20 protein-coding genes are annotated in these 23967 nt (G+C 64.8%); 5 read left to right on the forward strand and 15 right to left on the reverse strand.

Annotation, left to right across the window (positions count from 1 at the left end; translation table 11 throughout):
- Positions 1-2: 2 nt before the first annotated feature.
- The 3 genes from Q7I88_RS01640 to Q7I88_RS01650 form a co-directional block, all read right to left on the reverse strand.
- Positions 3-3194, reverse strand: coding sequence for an efflux RND transporter permease subunit (locus tag Q7I88_RS01640; RefSeq protein ID WP_305097300.1), 3192 nt, complete (start codon positions 3192-3194; stop codon positions 3-5).
- A 22-nt stretch (positions 3195-3216) separates the two neighbouring features.
- Positions 3217-4557, reverse strand: a complete 1341-nt coding sequence (locus tag Q7I88_RS01645) for an efflux RND transporter periplasmic adaptor subunit (protein ID WP_305097301.1) — start codon at positions 4555-4557, stop codon at positions 3217-3219.
- Positions 4558-4795: 238 nt separating this feature from the next.
- The gene (locus Q7I88_RS01650) at positions 4796-5392 is read right to left on the reverse strand and encodes a TetR/AcrR family transcriptional regulator (protein WP_305097302.1); all 597 of its coding nucleotides are present in this window, start codon (positions 5390-5392) and stop codon (positions 4796-4798) included.
- 127 nt (positions 5393-5519) lie between these two features.
- On the opposite strand from Q7I88_RS01650, the gene Q7I88_RS01655 reads away from it, so the two are divergent.
- Complete coding sequence (locus Q7I88_RS01655; protein WP_305097303.1) at positions 5520-6794, forward strand: L,D-transpeptidase family protein; 1275 nt, start codon at positions 5520-5522, stop codon at positions 6792-6794.
- A gap of 30 nt (positions 6795-6824) precedes the next feature.
- Here the strand turns inward: Q7I88_RS01655 and Q7I88_RS01660 are convergent, their stop codons facing one another.
- Positions 6825-7496 carry a response regulator transcription factor gene (locus tag Q7I88_RS01660; protein WP_305097304.1) on the reverse strand — a complete coding sequence of 224 codons (672 nt, stop codon included), beginning with the start codon at positions 7494-7496 and terminating at the stop codon, positions 6825-6827.
- 329 nt (positions 7497-7825) lie between these two features.
- On the opposite strand from Q7I88_RS01660, the gene Q7I88_RS01665 reads away from it, so the two are divergent.
- Positions 7826-8947 carry a PAS domain-containing sensor histidine kinase gene (locus Q7I88_RS01665; RefSeq protein ID WP_305098642.1) on the forward strand — a complete coding sequence of 374 codons (1122 nt, stop codon included), beginning with the start codon at positions 7826-7828 and terminating at the stop codon, positions 8945-8947.
- A 26-nt stretch (positions 8948-8973) separates the two neighbouring features.
- On the opposite strand, the gene Q7I88_RS01670 is transcribed toward Q7I88_RS01665, so the two are convergent.
- The 5 genes from Q7I88_RS01670 to Q7I88_RS01690 form a co-directional block, all read right to left on the reverse strand.
- Positions 8974-9357: a hypothetical protein gene (locus tag Q7I88_RS01670; protein WP_305097305.1), complete on the reverse strand. Its 384-nt coding sequence runs from the start codon at positions 9355-9357 to the stop codon at positions 8974-8976.
- A 79-nt stretch (positions 9358-9436) separates the two neighbouring features.
- Positions 9437-10132 (reverse strand): Crp/Fnr family transcriptional regulator, encoded by a 696-nt coding sequence (locus Q7I88_RS01675; protein WP_305097306.1) that lies wholly within the window; start codon positions 10130-10132, stop codon positions 9437-9439.
- A 149-nt stretch (positions 10133-10281) separates the two neighbouring features.
- Complete coding sequence (gene trxC / locus Q7I88_RS01680; RefSeq protein ID WP_305097307.1) at positions 10282-10716, reverse strand: thioredoxin TrxC; 435 nt, start codon at positions 10714-10716, stop codon at positions 10282-10284.
- Entirely contained in the window at positions 10717-13953 is a 3237-nt protein-coding gene (locus Q7I88_RS01685; RefSeq protein ID WP_305097308.1) for an efflux RND transporter permease subunit, read from the reverse strand.
- Positions 13950-14966, reverse strand: a complete 1017-nt coding sequence (locus tag Q7I88_RS01690; protein ID WP_305097309.1) for an efflux RND transporter periplasmic adaptor subunit — start codon at positions 14964-14966, stop codon at positions 13950-13952. Before Q7I88_RS01690 ends, Q7I88_RS01685 begins: the two co-directional genes overlap by 4 nt.
- Positions 14967-15093: 127 nt before the next feature.
- Between Q7I88_RS01690 and Q7I88_RS01695 the strand changes: the two genes are divergently transcribed.
- Genes Q7I88_RS01695 through Q7I88_RS01705 form a run of 3 tightly spaced genes read left to right on the forward strand, consistent with a single transcriptional unit; the run spans position 15094 to position 17865 of the window.
- On the forward strand, positions 15094-16386 hold the full coding sequence (locus tag Q7I88_RS01695; RefSeq protein WP_305097310.1) for an NAD(P)/FAD-dependent oxidoreductase: 1293 nt from the start codon (positions 15094-15096) through the stop codon (positions 16384-16386).
- The gene (locus Q7I88_RS01700; RefSeq protein ID WP_305097311.1) at positions 16386-16589 is read left to right on the forward strand and encodes a YgaP family membrane protein; all 204 of its coding nucleotides are present in this window, start codon (positions 16386-16388) and stop codon (positions 16587-16589) included. The genes Q7I88_RS01695 and Q7I88_RS01700 overlap by 1 nt, the downstream gene beginning before the upstream one ends.
- A gap of 7 nt (positions 16590-16596) precedes the next feature.
- The gene (locus Q7I88_RS01705; RefSeq protein WP_305097312.1) at positions 16597-17865 is read left to right on the forward strand and encodes a TolC family protein; all 1269 of its coding nucleotides are present in this window, start codon (positions 16597-16599) and stop codon (positions 17863-17865) included.
- 4 nt (positions 17866-17869) lie between these two features.
- On the opposite strand, the gene Q7I88_RS01710 is transcribed toward Q7I88_RS01705, so the two are convergent.
- The 6 genes from Q7I88_RS01710 to Q7I88_RS01735 form a co-directional block, all read right to left on the reverse strand.
- Positions 17870-19066: an ABC transporter permease gene (locus Q7I88_RS01710; RefSeq protein WP_305097313.1), complete on the reverse strand. Its 1197-nt coding sequence runs from the start codon at positions 19064-19066 to the stop codon at positions 17870-17872.
- The gene (locus Q7I88_RS01715; RefSeq protein WP_305097314.1) at positions 19066-19785 is read right to left on the reverse strand and encodes an ABC transporter ATP-binding protein; all 720 of its coding nucleotides are present in this window, start codon (positions 19783-19785) and stop codon (positions 19066-19068) included. The genes Q7I88_RS01710 and Q7I88_RS01715 overlap by 1 nt, the downstream gene beginning before the upstream one ends.
- Positions 19782-21092: an efflux RND transporter periplasmic adaptor subunit gene (locus Q7I88_RS01720; protein WP_305097315.1), complete on the reverse strand. Its 1311-nt coding sequence runs from the start codon at positions 21090-21092 to the stop codon at positions 19782-19784. The genes Q7I88_RS01715 and Q7I88_RS01720 overlap by 4 nt, the downstream gene beginning before the upstream one ends.
- Complete coding sequence (locus tag Q7I88_RS01725) at positions 21089-22504, reverse strand: efflux transporter outer membrane subunit (RefSeq protein WP_305097316.1); 1416 nt, start codon at positions 22502-22504, stop codon at positions 21089-21091. The genes Q7I88_RS01720 and Q7I88_RS01725 overlap by 4 nt, the downstream gene beginning before the upstream one ends.
- 183 nt (positions 22505-22687) lie before the next feature.
- The gene (locus tag Q7I88_RS01730; protein ID WP_439648354.1) at positions 22688-23410 is read right to left on the reverse strand and encodes a glutathione S-transferase family protein; all 723 of its coding nucleotides are present in this window, start codon (positions 23408-23410) and stop codon (positions 22688-22690) included.
- Positions 23411-23412: 2 nt separating this feature from the next.
- Positions 23413-23907 (reverse strand): MarR family winged helix-turn-helix transcriptional regulator, encoded by a 495-nt coding sequence (locus Q7I88_RS01735; RefSeq protein ID WP_305097318.1) that lies wholly within the window; start codon positions 23905-23907, stop codon positions 23413-23415.
- Positions 23908-23967 lie beyond the last annotated feature (60 nt).

Below are 23967 nucleotides of genomic sequence, written 5' to 3' on the forward strand. Positions count from 1 at the left end.
TCCTATTCGGCAGGGACTGTGAAAGGTTCCTCGCCCGCAGACGGCTCGGTGCGGTTGCGTAGGGCGGCGAGCCGGTCGCCGAGCTCGCGGCAGACGACGTAGAAAGTCGGCGTGAACACGAGGCCGAAACCGGTTACCCCCAGCATCCCGAAGCAAACCGCGGTGCCCAGCGCCTGGCGCAGTTCCGCTCCGGCCCCGGTCGCGACGACCAGCGGCACCGAACCGAGAATGAAGGCAAAACTCGTCATGAGGATCGGGCGAAGCCGGGTGCGTGCGGCCTGAACTGCCGCGTCGACCGGCGAAAGCCCGTCGCGCTCCTCGCCCTGGCGGGCGAACTCGACGATCAGGATCGCGTTCTTCGCCGCCAGGGCGATCAACACGACGAGACCGATCTGCGTCAGCACGTTGTTGTCCATGCCGCGGATGTTCACCCCTACCATCGCGGCGAGCAGACACATCGGCACGATCAGGATGATCGCCAGGGGCATGACCAGGCTTTCGTATTGCGCCGCGAGAACGAGGAAGACGAGCACCACGGCCAGCGCGAAGACGAGGATCGCGGTGTTGCCGGCAGTCGCCTGCTGGAAGGCGATACCGGTCCATTCGGATTCGTACCCGCGCGGCAGCGCTTTCGCTGCCACGCCTTCCATCGTCGCCAGCGACTGACCCGACGAGAAGCCGGGCGCCGTGTCACCGTCGATCGCGACCGCCGGGGCGAGGTTGTAGCGCGTGACGCGGTATGGGCCGGTCGTGTCGCTGAGCTCCGCCACCGAACCGAGCGGGACCATCGCCCCGTTGTCGGAACGGGTGTAGAGATTGGCAATGTCCGAGGCATCGTTGCGAAACGGCGCATCGGCCTGCGCGGTAACGCGATAGGTCCGCCCCAGCAGGTTGAAGTCGTTGATGAAGGCGCTGCCGAGATAGACCTGCAGCGTCTCGAACACCTTGGCGGGCGACACCCCGAGGATCTGCGCCTTGTCGCGGTCGATGTCGGCCTTCACGCGCGGCGTCCCGGTATCGAAGAACGTGTAGACCCCGGCGAGGCCCTTGTGCTGGTTGGCCTGCGCGATCACGGCATTGGCGATATCCTGCATCTTGCGATAGCCGGCGCCCGATCGGTCCTCGATCATCATGCGGAAACCGCCGGCCGAACCGATACCGCGAATGACCGGCGGCTTGACGATCATCAGACGGGCCGACTTGATGTCGGCCGTGGCGGCCTGCGCCTGCTGCATCAGGGCGTCGATCGTCTCGCCTTTGGCGGCGCGCGTCTTGAAGTCGTCGAGCACCCAGTAGGCGGCCGCCGAACTGGCCGACTGCGTCTCCGACGTTCCGTCGAAGCCGGAGAGCATAACGGTGCCCGAAATTCCGTCGATCGGCAGCATCCGTTCGGCGACCTGCTTCATCACCGCGTCGGTGCGCGTGGTGGCAGAACCGGGCGGCAGCTGGATGACCGTCAGGAAGTATCCCTGGTCCTGCTGCGGCACGAAGCCGGTGGGCGTCCAGACCAGGGCGGCCGCGGTCAGCGCGATGAGGCCGGCATAGGCGGCCATCATGCGCCGGGGCATGCGCACAAGGCGCGCGGTGAGCGCCGCATAGCGTTCGCTGAAGCGCTCGAAGGCGCGGTTGAACCTGTCGCCCGCAGCCTCCACCGCCTGGCGCCAGCGCGGCGCGTCCCGACGCAGCTTTCGGTGCGGACGCAGCAAGAGAGCCGAAAGTGCCGGAGATAGCGTGAGCGAAACGACCAGCGAGATGATGGTGGCCGCCGAAATGGTGACCGCGAACTGCTTGTAGAACTCGCCAGACAGGCCGCCGATGAACAGCGTCGGCACGAACACTGCGCACAGCACCAGGACGATGGCGATGAGAGCCGTACCGACCTCGTCCATCGACCGCCGCGCGGCTTCGAGCGGCGAGTGCCCCGCCTCGAGATTGCGCTCCACGTTTTCGACCACGACGATCGCGTCGTCGACGACGATCCCGATCGCCAACACCAGTCCGAATAGCGAGAGGTTGTTGAGCGAATAGCCGAGCATGGCCAGCACGGCGAAGGTGCCGACCAGCGAGACGGGGATTGCCAGAACCGGGATGAGCGAGGCACGTGCCTTCTGCAGAAAGGCGACGATCACCAGCACGACGAGAACGATGGCCTCGAACAGCGTGTGGACCACCGCGCTGATGCTTTCGGAAATGAATTCGGTCGGATTGTAGACGATCCTGTATTCGAGCCCCGCAGGGAAGCTCTTCGACAGCTCGCTCATGGTCGACTTGACCTCTTCCGCCGCCGCCAGGGCGTTCGATCCCGGAGCCTGGAAGACCGGGATGATGACCGAGTCCATCTGGTTGAGGTAGGCAGACGTGGCGTAGTCCTGCGCCCCGATCTCGACCCGGGCGACATCGCCGACGCGAACCTGGCGGCCCTGCTCGTCCGTGCGGATGACGACGTCGGAAAATTGCTGGGGATCGGTGAAGCGGCCCTGCGTCTCGACGTTGAGCTGGAACGCGCTGTCGGGACTCGGCTGCTGGCCGAGCGTGCCTGCTGCGACCTGCACGTTCTGCGAGCGCAAAGCCTGGACGATGTCGCCCGCGGTCAAGCCGAGTGCGGCGGCGCGGCCGGGGTCGATCCACACGCGCATGGCCAGTTCGCGTTGTCCGAACAGTTGCACGTCTCCGACCCCCTCGATGCGGGCGAGGCGGTCCTTGATGCGGGTCTGGGCGTAATTGGAGATGTATTCGCGGTTGAGCGACCCATCGGGCGAAATGAGGTTTACGACCAGCAGGAAATCGGGCGTCGTCTTGCGGGTCACGATACCGAGGCGCTGGACTTCCTCAGGCAGGCGCGGCTCGGCAATTGCCACGCGATTTTGAACCAGCGTCTGCGCCTGGTCGAGATCGGTACCGGGTTCGAACGTAACCGTGATCGTCACTCGCCCGTCCCCAGTGGACTGGCTGGAGAGGTAGAGCATGCCGTCCACCCCGTTGATTTCCTGCTCGATCGGATTGGCGACCGTGTCAGCGACCGTTTCGGCCGACGCGCCGGGATATACCGCGCTCACCGTGACCGTGGGCGGCACGACTTCGGGGTACTGGCTGACGGGCAGGAACGCATAGGCGATTGCACCCACCAGCGTGATGATCACGGCGATGACCACTGCGAAGATCGGCCGATCGATGAAGAAGCGCGGCAGACGCATGGGCTTGGCTCCGGTCGGTTGGTCAGTTGGCGAGTGTGGCGGCGCTGGCGGGCGCTTCGTCGAGCGCCTTTTCGGTGTATGCGGCCCCGGGTTCCGGCACCTTGCCTTGCTTGGGCTTCACCGTCTGGCCTGGCATGGCGAGCTGCACGCCGTCGATGATGACGCGGTCGGTCGGGGCGAGGCCCTTGCGGACCACTCGCAGACCGTCGACCAACGGGCCGAGTTCGACTTCGCGGGCGGCGACCGCATTCTTGCGATCCACCACCATCACCAGCTTGCGAGTCTGGTCGGTTGTAATCGCGGTATCGGGCACCAGCAGCGCCTGCTCCGTGCCCCCGGTCGCCATGCGCATGTTGCCGAACAGTCCCGGCGTCAGGAAGCCGTCGGGATTGCGAACGCGAGCGCGAGCCCGGATCGTGCCGGAATGCGCGTCGAGGCCGTTGTCGACGAAGTCGAGCGAGCCGTGCCAGCGATAGTCGGGCTCGTCGGCGAGGCGGATGTCGACCGGAACTTTCTTGTCGAGGCCCTCGCGCCGCGTCTTGAGGAACGTGCTTTCCGATCCCTCGAAGGCGAAATAGATCGGATCGACTGCGTTGATCGTGGTCAGCAGAGTGGCTGCCTGCCCGCTTCCGGCCGCGACCAGATTTCCCGCGTCGACCCGGCGGTCGGAAATCCGTCCTGATATTGGCGCGCGCACAGTGGTGAACTCCACGTCGAGCTGGCGCGAGCGCACCTGCGCGCGGGCAGCGGCAAGCTGAGCCTCGTGCATGCGCACTTCGGCTTGCAAGCGGTCGATCTCGTTGGCCGCGACCGCGTCTTCCGCAACCAGGCGCTGGGCCCGGGCCAGGTTGCTGCGGGCGAGCGACAGCGCGCTCGATGCGCTGGCGGCGCTCGCCTGCGCCTCGGCTAGGCTGGCGCGGAACGGCCGGGCGTCGATGCTGAACAGCGGAGCGCCTGCGCGGACAAATTGGCCGTCGGTGAAGTGGACCGCGGTCACCTGGCCGGAAACGCGCGGGCGCACTTCGACCGCGCGGCTCGGCTCGAAACGACCGATGAAGTCGTCCCACTCGGTCACTTCGCGCTGGATCGGCTGGGCGACCGTTACTTCGGGCGGCGGCGGCGCGGCAGCCGGAGCCACGTCGGTGCGCAGGAACCACCAGGCGGCGAGCAGGGCAGCGGCCATCGCGACCACGAGGACGATGCGCCGGTTGCGGCGAGCGTGTCGGCCGCGATACTCGCCCTCTTCGTCCCTTGCCATTTCCATGGGCTGCATGCGCGCCGGATATCCATCGACGAGGTCCCCGTCGTTTGGCGAATTGCTCCCGCGCTGGTCTTCGGAACGATCGAACGGTGTATCGAACATGACTACCCCTCGCCCGGTCAGGGCGCTTTTCTCCGCGTCCCGAAGCGCGCTCCGGGAGGGATTCTTTCGGACAAGGCCGGAATGGCGAGCGCCGCGAAGCGGCCCCGCCCTGGTCGGCAGCATCAGCTACCGCCCGGGCCAGACTTCTGTACCGCTAAGTATGTAATCTGGGGTTCAGGTCAAGCGATATTTCTATACCGACCGATATTTTTTTCGCAATGCAGCAAAAAAGGGGCCATCAGCGCGAAGGCCAAATCGCCACCGCAGCTTGGGCGACGCTCTCAAGCTGGGACCGCGACATGCCCGAGCGGGCCTGCACGGAAAGGCCCTGCAAGACAGTCTTGAGATAGTTGGCGAGCGCTTCGGGGTCGGCCGGCGCATCGAAATCGCCGGCAGAGATGCCCTTCTCGATACGTTCGACCAGTGCGCGGTGCGTGTTGGCCGCGATACCTTCGATATGCTGGCGGATCGACGAGTCCTCTGCGCCGCAGGTGACCGTTGCCGTCACGCCCAGACATCCCCGGCAATCGCCGCTCACCAGGTCGATGGCGCCGTGGAGCAGGTTCGCTACCATTCCCTTCGTCGTGGGCGCATCCAAAGCCTCGCGAATGTAGGCGAGCTTTTCGCGTTCGTAGAGGTCGAGCGCCCGGGTAAACAGCTCTTCCTTGTTCCCGAAGGCTGCGTAAAGGCTCGGCCGGGTGATGCCCATGGCGTCGGTCAGGTCGGTGAGCGACGATCCTTCGTAACCGTTGGTCCAGAAAACCCGCAGGGCTGCGGCGAGCGCATCATCGACGTCGAATTCCCTGGGGCGCCCTCTGACAGCAACATTTTCCATATCGCTCAGTATATATAGATGGGGTCGCGCAAAACAAGCTCGCCGCTCTCATCCGTATAATTGCGGGGCGCTACCGCCTGCGCATCGCGTTACCCGGTGCTCTTCCGCCTTAATTCCTGTCCTTGCCGTGGAGCGGCGCATGACTTTCAGACCTATCCCGACAATCGGTGCGATTCTGCGCAGGCTGGCAACCGTGCCCGCGTCCTGTCTTTTGCTCCTGGTCGCCGCTGGCGCGCCGGCGCAAGAGCCCGCTCCGCGGCACTGGGACCAGCCGGCGGCGGAAGCCTTGCTGGCATATATCGACGGCGTCGGCTCGCACGGGCTCGACGCGGCGGATTACCAGCCGGCCCTCTTGCGAGCGGCACTGCAATCCGGCGAGCCGGTGGCGATCGAAAAACAGGCGACGCTCAGCTTCACCCTGGTGGCCGCGGATCTGGCGCGGGGTCATATCAAGCCCGGCAACAGGGGCAGGACCTATATCGTATCGGATACGCTCGATCCGCAACGGGTCGCCCTTATGATCGACGAGGCGATCGCAAAGCGCGACGTCGCCGGGGTCCTTGAGAGACTGGCACCGGCCAATCCCCAGTACCGCAGTCTTCGGCTCGCGCTTGCCAAGCTGCCCCCCGAACGCGCCGCGGAGCGCGAACGCATCAAGCTCAACCTCGAGCGCTGGCGCTGGCTGCCGCACGATCTCGGCACGCGCTATGTCATCGTCAATATCCCGGAGTACCGCCTGCGCCTGGTGGAGAATGGCAGGCTGCTTTCCGCCCACCGCGTCATCGTCGGCAAGACCTCGACGCCGACCCCACGATTCCAGGCGCGCATCAAGGGTGTCATTATCAACCCTTCATGGCACGTGCCCCAGTCGATCGTGGCCGAGAGCGTCGGCTCCTTGGTGCGCAACCGGCCGCAGGTCGCCCGCTCGCGGGGGTACACTTGGAACTGGAACGGCGGCAAGCTCAACGTCACGCAGATGCCGGGGCCCGAGAACGCGCTCGGGCAGATGAAACTCGACATGCCCAATCCCTTGTCGATTTTCGTGCATGACACCCCGTCCAAGGACCTTTTCGAGCGCGATGTGCGCGCCTTCAGCCACGGCTGCATCCGCACGCAGGATCCGTTTGCACTTGGAGAACATCTCCTAGCCGGCTCGGAATGGACACGCACGAGGATCGACGCTGCGGCGGCAACCAGGAAAACCGTTGAGATTCCGCTCGAACAACCGCTGCCCATCTATGTCGTCTATCTGACCGCAATTGCCCAGGCCGACGGCAGCATTCGCGAGTTCGACGATGTCTACAAGCTCGACGGCTGCTTGGAAAAACAGCTCGCGTCAGCGGGAACCGAGCCGGTCTTTCGTGCCGCGCCGGGCTTTGAATCGGAATGCAAGGCCGCCTGAGCGATCGGCGACTCGGCAAGCTCACCGCCCCTAGCGGTCGTCGGCGTTCTCAGCCGGGCCGGCCTGATGCGACGCAAGCCACGCTTCCTCGGAGCCCATGCCGGCGGTGAAGGCGACACGCAGGGCGTCGGCGAAGTTCGTCACCTCGAGCTTTTCCATCACATTCGCGCGATAGACCTCGACCGTGCGCGAGCTGATGCCGAGGTCGTAGGCGATTGTTTTGTTGGGGTAGCCGCAGGCGAGCCCCTCGAGTACTTCGCGCTCGCGCTCGGTCAACCGGGCGATCTGCGTCCTTGCCCATTCAAGGCGATTGCGCTGGCCGGCCTTGTCGGCCAGTTGCGACTGGGCGACCGCGACGGCCTCGAGGAGGCGCTCGCGCTTGAACGGCTTTTCGAGAAAATCGGTGGCACCTCCCCGCATCGCCCGTACGGCCGTGGCGATGTCGCCGTGACCTGTGAGCACGATGACGGGAAAGTTCAGTCCACGCTTCGCCATCTCCTGCTGCACCTGCAGCCCGTCCATGCCCGGCATTCGCACGTCGAGTAAGACAGAGGCCGGCGTGTTGCGATCGGCGCCCTTGAGAAAGGCTTCGCCATCGGGCCAGCGCTCCACCGCATATCCAGCCGAGCGAAGCAGGAAATCGAGCGACCGGCGAATCGAATCCTCGTCGTCGACAACGTGGACCAGCATTTTGTCTGCCAAACCGTCCTTCCTCCGCGCTAGCTCATCGGCCGCCGATTCATAGTCGGCGCTCGGTCGTCAATATATTATCAGGCGGCGAACTGCCCACCCGACCTGGCGAAAAATTCACCGGTCATGCAGATGCTGGTGCTGGGATGCGCCAAAGTGCGAGGATGCCGTCGCGGCAGCGCAGGCAATCCGATACCATGTCCTTTGGAGAGCTGACTTGCATCGCGTCCCGCTACCATTGCTCTGGCTGATTGTGCGAGAGTCCATTAGGTTTGTCTAACGAATCCCTTAGTCCGCGGCAAACGCGCCCCGTTGACCTCGAAGGAGTGCATGTGAAGCAGATGTTGCCCCGGCCTGGCGAGGAGATCCTTCTGCGGTCGATCCTCGATACCGTGCCCGAGGGCATGATCGTGATCGATGAGGGGGGGCAGATTGTATACTTCAGCGCGGCGGCGGAACGCATGTTCGGGTACCGTGAGCAGGATGTAGTCGGCGAAAATGTCAGCACGCTGATGCCATCGCCCGACCGCGAGAAGCACGACGGGTATCTCGCCAACTACATGCAGACCGGCGAGCGGCGCATGATCGGCATTGGCCGCATCACGACCGCTCGGCGGCGGGACGGCACCACTTTCCCGATCGAACTCGCCGTCGGCGAAGCGAAGCATGGAGGCCGCAGGCTGTTCACCGGCTTCATTCGCGATCTGACCGAGAGCCAGGAGACGGAAAAGCGTCTGCACAATCTGCAGGACGAGCTGGCCCACGTCGCCCGGGTCACGGAAATGGGAACGCTGGCAACCTCGATCGCCCACGAACTCAACCAGCCACTTACCGCGATCGCCAACTACGTCGAAACGGCGAGCGAGATGTTGGTCGACCCGCAGCTCGAAGACTGCGAGATGGTCCGGGAAGCGCTGGACGAATGCGCAGCGCAAGCGATCCGGGCCGGCCAGGTCGTGCGGCGACTGCGCGATTTCATCGCCCGCCGCGAAACCGAACGGCAGATCGTGCCGCTCGCGCGACTGGTCAACGAAGCCAGCGCCCTTGCCTTGCTGAGCACCGGTAGCGACCAACTCGATTTCCGAGTCGACATTCCCGTCGACCAAACCGTTCTCGTTGACCGCATCCAGGTTCAGCAAGTGTTCCTGAACCTTATAAAGAACGCCATCGAGGCCATGCAGGACAGCAAGTTCAAGCGACTCGAGGTGACGAGCAGCACCAGCCCCGGCGGCATGGTGCACGCCTCGGTGACGGACAGCGGACCTGGATTGCCGGCCGATATAGCGGCGGACCTGTTCTCCCCTTTTCGCACCACGAAATCGAGCGGGATGGGGCTTGGCTTGTCGATTTGTCGAACGATCGTCGAGGCGCATGAAGGACGTATCTGGATCGAACCCTCGTCGCTTGGCGGGACGTCCTTTCACTTCACTCTGCCGGACGCCTCGGCCACCGATCTCGATTAAGACCCGCGGGAGGCAGGCAGAAGGGCCTAGCGTGCGACTTCTGCAACCTTGAACGGAAACTGCCGTCCGTCCGGCTCGGTCAACGTGACGAATTCCCCCAGCGCGAGGGGGTGTGTTTCGAGGTGAAACAGGCTTTCATCGTCGTCCTCGCCCACCCTGTACGAAAAGGCCCAGTGGTCGCCGGCCCTAACGACATACCCTTGTTGGTCGGGCTCGTTGGGCCAGAACCGGCGAACCGTCGCCATCGAGCGATGCTCCTTGACCGCGTCTTCGTCGATCATGCCGTCCTCGTAGACCGGCAAACGCAAGATATAGGCCCGGCTGGCCGAGCCGGAGGGATATTCCGGGGTGCGCGCCAGCTCGAGTCGGATGATCTTCCACTCCGAAGCTCGATGAAATCCTGCGTCCATGAAGCATGAATGCAGACTTCCCGGGCCAGCGGACATTGGGAGATATACGAATGTCCGCAGTCCTTGCTGGCGGGCGCGATCACTCCGCCTCGGTTAGGAGAACGAGCGCCTCCCGATCCAGAATCATGATCCGGCGGGTTCCCGGAGTCTCGATGATTCCGCGGTTTCGCAGTGCGGTAATCTGCCGGCTTACAGTCTCGATGGTCGTTCCGAGCATATCGGCGATCTCCTGCCGGCCGCAAGGAAGCTCGATAGTCACCGGGCCACACTCCGGTGCACCCGATGCGCGAGCGCGCTCGACCATGTCGAGGAGGAAGGTGGCAATCTTCTGGCCGGCGGTCTTGCGGCCGAGCAGCATCAGCCAGCTTCTGGTGCGATCGAGGTCGGTAAGGGCACGCTCCAAGAGATCGTGTTCGAGTTCCGGCTGGGTGCGGGCGAAGCTGTCGAACTCGGCACGCCGGAACGTGCAGACCTGGGCATCGGTGAGAGCGACCACCGAATGGGCAGACTTGGGGCCGAAGGGTCGACCGACAAAATCGCCCTGGTGGGCTAGGCCCAGGGTCTGCTCACGGCCGTCGCTGGCCGTCGAGGACAGCTTGAGCACACCTTCGATGACGTTGCCCACCAGAAGCGATTCTTCGTCTTCCCACTGCAGCACCGTCCCGCGGCGAAGGCGTTGCAACCGGCCGAACTGACCGAGCCGCGCCACATCATCGTCAGAAAGCGAACTGCAAATGGCCTGATCGCGAACTGGACACTGGGCACAATCGGTCATCGAAATCTCCGTCGGCATCGTGCGGCTGCGCCGCTCCAAGGCGTTTGACTTCGATCAAATTGCGCAGCGCCGGTATACGCAGATATCCGGAGACGCCGGGCGATCCGATGCGAGGATCGCCATTCCGCTGCTTCGAGCCTGCCCGCGCCCTAGCCCAAGGCGGCCTGCGTCCACTGCACAATGGCGCTCTCGTTCATCGCCCCGGCCTGCCGCGAAACCTCCGCTCCGCCATGAAACAGGATCAACGTCGGGATCGAGCGGATGGAGTAACGTGCGGCCACAGACTGTGCCCGCTCGGTGTCGACCTTTGCGAGCACGACCCGTGGCTCAAGTCTCGCCGCCGCCGCTTCAAATGCGGGTGCCATTGCCCTGCAAGGGCCGCACCATTCGGCCCAGAAATCGACCAATACCGGAAGGCTGCCCTTCCCGGTCAGCTTGTCGAAAAGCGCCGCGTCGGCCGCGATGGGCTTGCCCGTGAAGAGCGGCTGGCCGCATTTGCCGCATTTGGGACCGGAAGCCAGCCGCTCGCTCGGCACTCGATTGAGGGCGGCGCAAGAGCGGCACACCACGGTTTGCGAAGTCATTCAATCGTCTCCCGCTGCATCGCGCGTGGTCATCGGCCGACCATCGTCGCGCAGCACGATGTAGATAGCAGGAATTACCAGAACGGTCAGGACGGTCGACGAAGCGAGGCCGAAGAGCAACGAGATTGCGAGGCCCTGGAAGATGGGGTCGGTCAGGATAACCGCGGCCCCGATCATCGCTGCCGCGGCAGTCAGAACGATCGGCTTGAAACGGATCATCCCGGCCTCGAGCAAGGTATCGCGCAAGCTCGTGTCAGCGCTTCGGGAATGACCAATGAAATCGACCAGCAGGATCGAGTTTCGCACGATAATCCCGGCGAGGGCGATAAAGCCGATCATGCTGGTGGCAGTGAACGGCGCGGCGAAAAGCATGTGCCCGATCACGATGCCGACCAGCGTGAGCGGAACAGGGGTGAGGATCACGAGCGGAAGGGTGAAGCTGCGAAACTGCCCCACAACGAGGACATAGATGCCGAGCAGTGCAACCATGAAAGCGGCGCCCATGTCGCGAAAGGTTACCCAGGTGATTTCCCATTCCCCATCCCACAGCAGCGTCGGCCGGCTTTCGTCCTGCGGTTGACCGTGCAGGCTGATCGCGGGCTTCGGTAAGCCCGCGGCCGCCCAGTCGAATGCGTCGATCTTGTCCTGCACTTCGAGCATGCCGTAGATGGGTGCCTCATAGCGCCCGGCGAGTTCGGCGGTAACCATCGTTGCCCCGCGGCCGTCGCGGCGGAAAATGGCCGGCTCGCCTTGCGTCATGTGTGCGTCGACCACTTCGCTGAGCTGGATCAGCTGCGGGCCAGCGGGACCCTGCGCAGCCGCGACGGGGGTCGCGCCCAGCGACTGGCTCCAGCTGCGCTGCGACTGGTCGAGGCCGATGACGATCGGCAGCGGATCGCGCCCGCCGCCCTGCGGTGCATAACCGATGGTTTTCTCGCCGAGCAGCGCTCCGATCGAGTCGAACACGTCGCGCTGCGAGAGGCCGTAGTAATCGAGGCGATCGCGTTGCGGGACCAGGCGCAATAGCGGCGCCGGACGGCCGAACGAATTGTCGACGTCGACAATGAAGGGAACCTCTTTGAAAATGGATTCCACTTGCTGCGCGACCGCACGTCGGGTTGCCTCGTCGGGCCCGTAGATCTCGGCCAGCAAAGTCGCGAGAACCGGTGGCCCGGGCGGAGTTTCGACCACCTTGAGGGATGTCCCATCGGGCAGGTCGAGCGCGGCAATCTTCCCGCGCAGGTCGACCGCCACCTCATGGCTCGATCGGTCCCGCTCGCCCTTTTCCTGCAGCGTCACCATGAGATCGCCCATCCATGGCCGATCTCGGAGGAAGTAATGGCGCACCAGACCGTTGAAATTGAACGGCGCGGACGTTCCCGCATAGGCCTCCATCGCAACCACCTCGGGCACGCCGCGAACGATCGCCGCGGCCTGCTCGAGCACGCGCGACGTGGTTTCGAGACTGGATCCTTCGGGCAGGTCCGCCACCAACTGGACTTCGGATTTGTTATCGAATGGCAGGAGCTTCACGGTCACGGCTTTGAAGTAGAACATCGAGCAGGCGATCAAGGTCGCGATGCCGACCGCGATGAGAAAGCGCGACGCACCCCTGCGTGTGGCGATCACGCGCGACGCGACACTGGCATAGAGCGCGCCGAGCTTGCCGCCGTGCGCATCTGCGTGACCATGGGCGAGCGTCTTCCTGGCGAAGCGGATCATCAGCCAGGGGGCGATGACGACAGCCACGAAAAACGAGAATACCATCGCTGCCGAGGCGTTGATCGGTATGGGTGCCATATAGGGACCCATCAGGCCCGAAACGAAGAGCATCGGCAGCAGCGCGGCGACCACGGTGAGGGTGGCGACGATGGTGGGGTTGCCGACTTCGGCCACCGCGGCAATGGCAGCTTCGGGCCGGCTTCGTCCGTCCTGCATGGCCCAATGCCGGGCAATGTTCTCGATTATCACGATGGCGTCGTCGACAAGTATGCCGATCGAGAAGATGAGCGCGAACAGGCTGACGCGGTTGATGGTGAAACCCATCGCGTTGCTGGCGAACATGGTCAGCAGGATGGTCGTGGGGATGACGATGGCCGTTACGCCCGCCTCGCGCCAGCCGATCGCAAAGCCTATCAGGACGACGATCGAGACGGTGGCCAGTGCCAGATGGAACAGCAGTTCGTTGGCCTTTTCATCGGCCGTTTTCCCGTAGTTCCGGGTGACTGAAACCTCGACACCTTCGGGGATAAGGTCGCCCTGGAGCGCCTCGACCCGCTGGACCACTGCCTCCGACACGTAGACCGCGTTTGCACCGGCCCGTTTGGCGATCGCAAGACTAACGGCGGGCGCCTCCGCCCATCGGCCTTCGTTACCCTGCCGCGCCCACCGCCACGCGCGCGATTGGTGCTGCGTCGGTTTCTGCGCAACGCTGGCGACGTCGCGCAAGTAGACCGGCGCCCCGGTGATCGAGCGCACCTGGAGCGCGCCCACTTCGCCGGCAGTTCGCATCTGGGTTCCAGCCATGACCGTTGCGGCTTGGCCGCCCTCTCGCACGGTCCCCGCCGGAAACGACCGGTTGGATTGCGCGACCGATTCGACGAGGTTGCCGATCGGGACCTGGTGAAGCGCCAACAGAGCGGGATCGGGAACGATGAGGATCGCCTGTTCCTGTCCCCCGACGATAAAGCTCAGACCGACGTCCTCGACCTTGGCGAGTTCAGTCCGCAGGCGGGCAGCCAGTTGATGGAGCGATTGCTCCGTCCACTGGCCCGGGGCGCCGGGCTTCGGACTGAGAGTCAGGACGACAATCGGAACGTCGTCAATTCCGCGCACGGTGATTTGCGGCGGTGGGATGCCAACCGGGATCCGGTCGATGTTCGCGTTGATTTTTTCGTCCACCCGGGTGGCCGCGTCCTCGGCATCGGAACCGACAAGGAACCGTGCGGTGACCAGAACGCCGTTGTCCTCGGCCTGGGTGTAGACGTGCTCGACCCCGTCGATGCTCTTGATGATCGTTTCGAGCGGTTTGGCGACGACCTCGACGGCGTCGCTCGCAGACAGTCCCGGCGCGGGGACGCGAATGTCGACCATCGGCACGCTGATCTGCGGTTCTTCCTCGCGCGGAATGGTCATCGTCGCGATCAATCCGACGCAAATCGCCGCCAGAAGAAACAGCGGCGTAAGCGGCGAAGCAATCGTTGCCCGGGTCAGGCGCCCCGATATCCCGAGCTTCATCGTGCGGCCCCGTTGACCACAACGTCCCCCGCCGAGACGCCGGAGAGAACTTCGACCATGCCCTGCTCAGCTGTCGGCGCAGTCTGCACCGGCACACTCGTGAGACCTCCGTCCTTCGCCCGCAGAGTGACATAATCGATACCGTAACGCGTCGAGACATAGCTCGCGGGAACGAGCAACGCCTTGCGCCGTCCATTCTCCACCCGTGCCTGCAGTCGGCGGCCGATCAACGTGGCGTCGAGACCGGGTACATCGACGTCAGCCCGGACCTGGCCCGCGCGGACCGACGGATAAACCCGCGCGACGGCTCCGCGCAGGGCTTTCCCCGGCTCGTCGATCACGACGGCCGAACCGGGATGTACGGAGGCAGCGAGCGATTCGGGCAAGTCGAGTCGCAAGACCACCGGACCCGAGGTTATGGTCGCGATCGTCATGCCCGGCGCCACCGGCGCACCGGCGGGAATGTCCGCCGCGAGCACGCGACCAGTGGCCGGCGCCTGGACGACACCCTGGCCAGCGACGGCGCGCACGGATTTCTGCTGTTCGAGAGCGGCGTTGACCTGCGACCGGGCGGCCTTTGCCGCCGCCTCGGCCTTTTCGAGCCGTGCCTTCGCGTAGACGCCGTTTTCATAGAGGTAGCGAGTACGGGCGAGCTCCGCTTCGGCCTGCGCCGCCTGCGCCTGCGCGGCCGCGGCCTGTGCGCCGTAGGCTCCGCTCTGATAGCCGAGCGAACTGTCGACTATTCGTCCGATCGCCTGGCCCTTGGTCACGTAATCGCCTTCCCGCACCGTCAGTGACGAGAGGATGCCGGGTATCCGCGCCAGGACCTGCGCCTCGTCGCGTGTGGCCACCTGAGCGCTGACCGGAGCCCACTGGACAGTCTCTGACAGCCGCAGCGTCAGCCCTCCGGAACGCGTGGCGGCAGTTTCGGGAACGGTCGCCTCATCTCCGCCGCAGCCGCCGACCACGATGCAGAGCGCCAGCAAGCCAGCATGTTTCCAGCAGTTCGCCACCCGGTTCCTCCTTGGTTTCCGAATGCAGGCTAACCGTTCGCCGAAGCTCCGCCTCTCCGGAAATAAACGGATAGAGCCGGCGCGGACGCTTCGTCAGGTTACGGGCTTCAACACAGGAGCAAAATCGATGGCCGCTGTTCATGTCGTGATACTCGGGGCGGGTCTCGGGGGGACGATCGCCGCGTACGAAATCCATCACGCGTTGAAGGGAAAGGCGCGGGTCACCGTGATCAACAAGGGGACCGACTACTGGTTTGTACCCTCCAATCCGTGGGTCGCGGTGGGCTGGCGTGAGCCTGAGGAGATTCGAGTCAAGCTTCCGCCGATCATGGAGAAGCTCGGCATCGAATTCATCGGCACCGGGGCGCGCAAGGTCGATCCGGAAAACAACCGCATCGAACTCAATGACGGCGCCACAGTCGAATACGATTACCTGATCGTGGCGACGGGGCCGGAATTGGCATTCGACGAGATCGAGGGCTTCGGCCCAGACCGCAATACCGTCTCGATCTGCGAGACCTCTCACGCAGTGAAGGCGAGGGCCAAGTTCGAGGAGCTGTGCGCGAATCCCCGACCGATCGTCGTCGGCGCGGCACAAGGGGCCTCGTGCTACGGCCCGGCCTACGAAATGGCGATGCTGCTCGACACCGAGCTACGGCGCCGCCAGGTCCGCGACAAGATACCGATGACCTTCGTCACTCCCGAACCCTACATCGGCCACCTCGGTCTCGATGGAGTCGGTGACACCAAAGGTCTGCTCGAAAGTGAAATGCGCAACCGCCATATCAAGTGGATCACCAATGCGAAGGTGGCCAGCGTCGAGGCCGCCACGATTCACATCGAAGAGGTGGGCGAGGACGCCAAGCCGAAAAAGACCCACGATCTCGATTTCGGGTGGTGCATGCTCATGCCGCCGTTCCGCGGCATCGAAGCTCTGATGGGGCTCGACGGGTTGGTCAATCCGCGCGGCTTCGTGCTGGTCGACGACCATCAACGCAATCCCAAGTACCGCAATGTCTTCGCCATCGGCGTGTGCATCGCGATCCCGCCGACCGGGCCGACCCCGCTGCCGGTCGGCGTACCGAAGACCGGCTTCATGATCGAAAGCATGGTCACTGCGGTTACCGAGAACTTGCGCGAGCTGCTCGAGGGCAAGGAACCGACGCACGAAGCTACCTGGAACGCAATTTGCCTCGCCGACTTCGGCGACGGCGGCGTCGCGTTCATCGCCAAACCGCAGATCCCGCCGCGCAACACCAACTGGTCGAGTGAAGGCCGCTGGGTACACCTCGCGAAGATCGGGTTCGAAAAGTACTTCCTGCGCAAGATCCGCAAGGGCGAGACCGAACCGTTCTATGAGAAACTGGCGCTGCACATGCTGGGGGTGAAGAAACTTCGCTTCGACAAGGAGAATGCGTGATGAACATCGATCGTGCCGTTCTGGCGTTCGCCGGCTTCGTGGTGTTGCTCAGCGTAGCGCTTGCCGCGAGCGTCAGCTCCTGGTGGCTCCTCCTGACCGCGTTCGCGGGCCTCAACATGCTGCAAGCCAGTGTGACGGGATTCTGCCCAGCGGCGATGATATTCCGCAGGCTCGGCCTGCGCGAGGGCAGCGCGTTTAGCTGAAGAATCCATGCGTTTCGGACATCTCGCCCCGGCGCTGCTAGGCGCCGCCCTCGCCGGCAGCCCCGCTCTGGCGGATACGCTCGACGAGGCCGTCGGGAAAAGCTTGGCTCATTCGCCCGAACTGGCCGCGGCCCGCGCCAGGGAAGATGCCGCCGCGGCCTCGCTCGACGAGGCGCGCGCCGAGCGAATGCCGTCTGCTAGCGCGCAGGGCCAGATCGGCACCGGCTATATCGATCCGCGCGGCTTCTTTGGCTTGCCCGCGGACAACGTGACGCCGCGGGTCGCTCAGTTGTCGCTCGACCTGCCGATCTTCACCGGCGGGCGCATTGCAGCCGGCCGATTGCAGGCCGAGGCCGGGGTCGCAATGGCCGGTCTTGCCAGCCAAGTCACAGCGTTGGATCTCCGAATTGCCGTCGTGCGAACATATAGTGCCGCGCGCGACGCCGAAGACGAGGTGCTCGGCTATCGCAAGATGGACGAAACGCTGGGCGAAATCTTGCGTCAGGCACGCCTCAGGTTCGAGGCCGGCGAAGGCACGAGCACCGAGGTGGCGCAGGCTGAAGCTCGCCGTGCCGAAGGGCAGGCGGGCCTCGCCGCCGCTGAAGGACGCCTGCGATCGGCACTTGCTCGCCTGGCACTGCTTGCCGGGCAGCCGGTGGACCCGAGCGAAGGTTTGCCCGAACCGCCGCCGGTGCCGCAAAGCGCCGAGGAGGCGGTGAAGCTCGCTCTCGCCGCCAATCCGGCACTAGGCAAGGCCAAGAGCGCCGCCGACATGGCCCGGGCGGGCGTGAAGGCGGCAAAGGCCGCGGAGCTGCCAACGGTGGGCCTTTACGCGGAAGGTTCGAGCGTACGCGATCAGTTCTTCCCCGGCTATGCCGCCGACAGCGCCAGCGTCGGGCTGCGCGCCAGCTGGAATTTCTTTTCCGGCGGCCGCGCATCCGCGCGCGTGCGCAAGGCTAGCGCCGAAGCCCGCGCTGCAGAAGCAGATGCAGCCGCCGCGGCGCAGCAGATCGAGGGACAGGCGGTCGAGAGCTTCGCCACTCTGCGCTCGGCACGATCGCAGCTGGCCGCCGCGCGTGCGCGCGAGGCGGCAACCGAACAAGCCCTTCGAGGCACGCGGCTCGAGGTCGAGGTCGGGGCCAAGCCGCAACTTGCGTTGCTCGATGCCGAGCGCGAAGCCATCGCTGCCCGTACTGCGAGAATATCGGCCGCCGGGCAGGTCCTCGTCGCAGCCCATGTTCTGAGGGCGATCGCGGGTCTCGAAGACCGCCCCTAAGCGGTCATTCGTGTCGCAGGGCCTCGATCGGATCGAGCTGGCTGGCGCGGCGAGCCGGGAAATAGCCGAAGACGATGCCGATGAGCGCCGAGATCACGAAGCTCAGGATGTTGATGAACGGGTCGAACACATAGGGCAGCTCGAAGGCGCTCGACAGGCTGTAGGACAGCGCGAAACCGAGCAAGATGCCGATAATGCCTCCGAAGCAACACAGCACCACGGCCTCGGTCAGGAATTGCATCTGTACCTCTCGGGCCAGAGCACCGATGGCCAAGCGGATGCCGATTTCTCGCGTCCGCTCCGTCACCGAGACGAGCATGATGTTCATGATGCCCACACCGCCGACGACGAGGCTGATGGCGGCGATGGCGGCGACCATGACGGTCAGCGTTCCCACGCTGCTGGCGACAGTATCGTTGATTTCGGCGGTATCGATGATGTCGAAATCGTTGGGCTGGCCCGCCAAGAGCACCCGGCGCTCGCGCATCAGGTCGACCAGCGCCTGGGTCATCGCCGCGCTGGAATAGGAAGAATCGTACGAAACGACCATGTAACCGATCTTGTCGTTGCCGGTGAAGCGCCGCTGGACGTTGGTCAGCGGCATGAACACCGAATTGTCGTCATCGCCGTTGCCGCCGACGCTGCCGCGGGAGGCGAAGACGCCGATGACCTGGCACGACACGTTGTCGAGCCGCATCCGTTCGCCGATTGGACTCTGGTTGGGAACGAAAATCTCGTCGCGCACGGTCGGTCCGATGATGCACACGTTGGCGCCGGCGGTCTCCTCCGCTTCGCTGAACGCGCGACCTTCGTCGATCTCGATCCCCCGCGCGCGCAGGAAATCGTTGCCGACGCCTTCGACCTTGCTCTTCCAGTCCTGCCCGTTGTGGATCGCGGTCACGTTCTTTTCGACCTGTCCGGCGACATCCTTCACGCCGGCGATCTGCTCGCGTACCGCCGTTACGTCACGCTCGTCGAAGGGCCGCAGCTGGCCCCGATCGGTCTGGACCGGGAATACGAAAAACACGTTCGAACCCAGCGAGCTGATCTGCTTTTCGATATCGGCTGTCACGCCCTTGCCGAGCGTTACCATGGTGATGACCGCAGCGACGCCGATGATGATACCGAGCGTCGTCAGGAAACTGCGCAGGATGTGTCGCCTGATTTCGCGCAAGGCGAGCAGGAGTGTCGTGCCCCACATCAGGCCGCTCCCAGCGGAGCGCCTTGGCGGTGCCCTTGCTCGATTCGTTCCACGAGACCATCCTTGAAGTGAACGATGGTCTTGGCGAACTCGGCCATCTCCGGCTCGTGCGTGACCATGAGAATGGTGATTCCAGTCTTGTTGAGTTCGCCGAGGAATTCCATGATTTCGAGCGAGCGTTCCGAATCGAGGTTGCCGGTGGGCTCGTCGGCCAGCAGCACTTCGGGGTCGGTGACCAGCGCCCGGGCAATCGCAACGCGCTGCTGCTGACCGCCGGACAGTTCCGCGGGCGTGTGATCAGCCCACGGCACCAGTCCGACGCGGTCGAGGGCGCGCAGGGCGGCTTCGCGCCGCGCTTCCTTCTTTTCTCCGCGGTAGATCAGCGGAAGCTCCACGTTCTCCGCCGCACTGGTGCGGGCAAGCAGGTTGAAGCCCTGGAACACGAAGCCGAGGTACCTGCGGCGCAGCAGCGAACGCTGGTCGCGGCTCAGCGACTGGACCTCGGTGCCGAGGAACCGGTAGACGCCGGTCGTGGGAGTATCGAGGCAGCCGAGGATGTTCATCGTCGTCGACTTGCCCGAACCCGAGGCGCCCATGATGGCCACGAAATCCCCACGGGCGATCGTCAGGTCCACGCCGCGAAGCGCCTGGAAAGCGGCGGATCCCTGACCGAAGGTCTTAGTGATCCCTTCGAGTTCGATGATCGCTTCGCCGATCACTTTTCCTTGGCCTTGATCGACGTCACGACCTTCATCCCGGTCTTCAGGTCCTTCGAGGAAACGACCGTGTAGCGCCCGTCGCTCTGCCCGGTGACGACCTCCATCGGCTTCAGCTCGTTATTGGCCTGGAGGACATAGACCGTCTGCCGGCTGCCGCGGCCGATCGTCGCCTGCTCCTTCTCGCGATCGAGCCCAAAGTCGTTGCCGTTGTTAAGCTGCACTCCGCCCGTGCTGTCCTTTTTCGGCGGCTCGAAACGCAAGGCACCGTTGGGCACGAGCATGCGTTTGCCGGTGCTGTCGGTGGCAATGTTGGCGGTCGCGGTCATGCCGGGGCGCAAGAGGCCCGCGGCATTGTCGACGGTCAGGCGCGCCTCGTAGATGATGACCGAGTTGCCCTGCTGGCCCGCAGATTGCTGCTGCTGGCTCGACTGCGCAGTGTTGTTCGACGCCAGATCGACCCTTTCGACCTTCGCAGGGAACTTGCGGCCCGGGTAGGCATCGACCGTGAAGCTGGCCTTTTGGCCGGCCTCGACCTGGCCGACGTCGGCCTCGTCGATCGAGACGCGCAGCTGCATTTGCGAAAGGTCTTCGGCGATCACGAACAGGGTCGGCGTGTTGAAGCTTGCCGCCACCGTCTGACCGGGTTCAACCTGGCGGGCGAGAACGACGCCCGAAACCGGCGAGCGAATGACTGCCCGGTCGCGATTGGTCATGGCCGAAGAAAGCTGCGCCTGCGCACTGGCCACATTGGCCTGTGCAGAGGCGACAGATGCCCTGTCCCGCTTGACGTTCGCTTCGGCGGCCTCGAGCTCGGTGCGCGAGGGCACCTTGCCTTCCGACAGGCGCCAGACCTCCTGCAGGCGGGCGAGCTGGGCGGTGTCGACATCGAGCGTCGCCCCGGCCTGGGCGACCGAGGCCCGCGCCGCGTTGACGTTTGCCTGGGCCTGGCGAATCTGGTCCTGAATCACGTCGGTGTTGATCTGCGCCAGCACTTGCCCGCGGCTCACCCGATCATTGACGTCGACCAGTATGCGGTCGATGCGGCCCGAAACTTCCGAACCCACGTCCACCTGGTTGGTCGGCCGCAGGTTGCCCGTCGCAGTGACGTCGATATCGAGCGAGCGCTCGACCACCGGCTCGGTGATGTACTGCTGCTTGTCGTCGCCGCCCCGCAGGAAGACTGCTGCGAGAACGAGCAGGACGACGGCCGGCAGCCAGTACTTCATCCACCGGCGCCAGCGCGGCTTGGTCTCGCTGCCGAGGAACTCGTCGACCGAGCGGGCGTCCGTGGTGGCGGTGTCGTTCATTGGTCTGTCTCTCGATCGGAAATCGCGGGATAGGCGGCAGGCGTCCAGCCGCCGCCCAGCGCTTGGGTGAGGCGAACGAAGGCGCCGGCGAGGTCAGCCTTGGCGCCGATTTCGGCGTTGCGCGCCGCGAGCAGCTGGTTCTCGGCGCTGAGAAGAGTCCGAAAGTCGGTGAGGCCCGCCTGGTACTGGCTGCGGGCGAGCAGAGCGGCGTTAGCGGCTGCGTCGCGGCCCTCGCCCTGGATCGCCACGCGCTCGCGCGCAGCGCGCAGGTCGACGGCGCTGGTCTCGACGTCTTCAAGCGCGCCGAGGATGCTTTGCCGCCACGCGGCCAACGCGCCCTCGGCCGCGGCCTTGGCGCTGTCGATTTGTGCCTGGGTGCGGCCGCCGTCGAAGATCAGCTGGCCGATGCTGGCAACGATGCCGCCGGTGATGATGTCGAAGAGGCTGCCCACGCTGGTCGCTCCGGTACCGATGTTACCGGTCAGCCGAACTAGCGGCAGAAGCTGGGCCTGGGCCACGCCGACCCGCGCACTCGCGGCGACCAGCGACGCCTCCGCGCCGCGCACGTCGGGGCGGCGGCGCAGCACATCGGCAGGTGCCGCGAAACCCTCGAGTGCGGGCGGTTCGGGCACGAAATCGCTGCCCTGAAGCAAGGTGAGGACCCTGCCGGGTGGCTCGCCGATCAGCGTCGAGATGGCATTGGCGCGCGCAGCCAGGCTACTTTCAAGCTGCGGGATGGTCGCCGCCGTGGCAGCGCGCTGGCTGCGCGCCTGCTCCACATCGAGACTTGAGACGAGCCCGGCCTGGTTGCGCCAGCGCGCGATCTGCAAATTGTCGTCCTGGTAGTTCAGCGTGTCGCGGGCGATCGCCAGTTGCAGCGCCGTGGCGCGCGCCTGGATTGTGCCGAGCGCGACCTGGCCGACGATCAGCCGCTGGATGTCGGCGAGCGAATATCCGGCTGCTTCGAGATCGGCGCGGCTCGCCGCCACATTGCCCGAAATGCGGCCGAACAGGTCGGCTTCCCAGCTGGCGTCGGCGCCGACCGAAAAATTGAAGTCCTTGCTCGCAAAATCGCCGACGTCGCGCTGAACTCCGCCGCTGGCGTTGATCTGCGGGGCATAGCCGGCGCGCGCGGCGCGCAGCTGCGCGCGCGCCTGGTCGAGACGCGCGGCGCTCTGCGCGATGTCGAGGTTCTCGGCCACGGCCTGCTCGACGAACTCGGTGAGCAGCGGATCGCCGAGCATGGTCCAGTATTGCGCGACGTCGAGGTCGGCTGGCGGCGCCTGCGTCTCGGCCCAGCTGCCGGGGACCGCGACGCCGGCGCCGGCAGGCGGGACCGGCGTGGCGCAAGCGGCCAGGCCGAGCAGCAGCGGCATCGTCAAGCACGCCTTGCGATAACCCTCGAACGGCACTGGAACCCCCTCGCATATGTACGAATTAGCCAAATGACTAACAGGCCTGCCCGGCAATCCCAAGCGGGCAATTGTAAGAATTGGTCGCGAGCGCTCGCTCGAAACCCGTCTTCGCGTATTAGAATGGTAATACAGCGCAGCACAGACGCAAGGTGCGCCGGACGAACGACAGACGATTTTCGATTAGCGGCTCGGGGCGTAGGCAGGTAAGGCCGCGACTGCCGGCCGCTCGGCCATGCGGGCCAACCAGGCCGTTGTTGCCGGGGCCGCCACGGCATTGCACGCCTGCACCATGACCCGCGGCAGCGCCGGAGCCATCGAGTACCATTTGATGTCGGCGAGCGTGTAGGTCCCGCCCATCAGCCAGGGGCGCCCGTCGCCGAGCTGGGTTTCCAGTCTGGCGATACAATTGCCGAGCCTGCGCCGGGCATCGGCCAGCTCGGCATCGGAAAATCCCGCGTCGGATATGGTCGCCCACTTCCGGCGGACCTCCTCGTTCGGCATATTGGCCAACCGCTGGGCCATCACACGCTTGTCGATCTTCGAGGCAAACGCTGTAGCCCCGTGCGCACCCAGCACCGTCAGTGCCGGACAAAAGTACTCATCGACGTACTTGGTCAGAACGCGCATCTCGGCCCGTTCCCAGGGATCGGACGGCCGCAGCGGCGGATCGGGAAGGATGTCGTCGAGATATTCGTTGATGACGGTCGATTCGCGCAGCACCCGCCGGTCATGCACGAGAACGGGCACCGTGCCCTCGGGATTGATTGCCCGGAATTCGGGATCGTGGTGCTCCCACTTGCGGCCATCAAGCGCCCTGCTTTCGAACGCCGCTCCTTTTTCGAGCAAGCAGAGAAGGGGTGTGAGCGAGTTTGCGACAGGCCCGAAATGGTAAAGCGCCAGCACAGTCAGGCGCCGGCCTGCTGTTCCTTTTCGAGCATCGCCTGGGCGCGGCCGATCATCGTTTCGGTCACTCGGAGCACGGTGTCGAGGTCACCCTGATCGATCCCGCCGGTCAGAGCCGTGTCGCGCTGGGCTGCCCAGCGCACCATTTGCGCGTGCAACGTCGCCCCTTCGTCCGAAAGTTCGATCTCGATCTCTGGACCACCCGGCTTGCGCTCGCGCCTGAGCAGACCGCGCGAAACCATGCCCTTCACGGCGCGGCTGAGCTGCCCGCGATCCTGGACGAGGGCATCGGCCAGGCCGTTGAGCGACAGAGGCGCGGTGTCGCCCAACTGGACCATGATGCGCCATTCGATTTCGGAAAGTTCGAACAGCCGCTTTTGCGCCAGGACGCCGGTCCGGCGCAGCAGGACGAACAGGCGGATCATCCGCATGCTGACCAGCCCGCGCAGCTCTGCGTTCCTTTTGGCGGGGTTGCACACCCCCTCCTGCTTGTTCATGTCACTACCCTTCCGCGTCCGCCCTAGACAGTATTGCTAGCGTCAAAAAGGCCTTTCTCG

It is taken from the genome of Croceibacterium aestuarii, assembly GCF_030657335.1.
In the GTDB taxonomy this organism is placed as follows: domain Bacteria; phylum Pseudomonadota; class Alphaproteobacteria; order Sphingomonadales; family Sphingomonadaceae; genus Croceibacterium_B; species Croceibacterium_B aestuarii.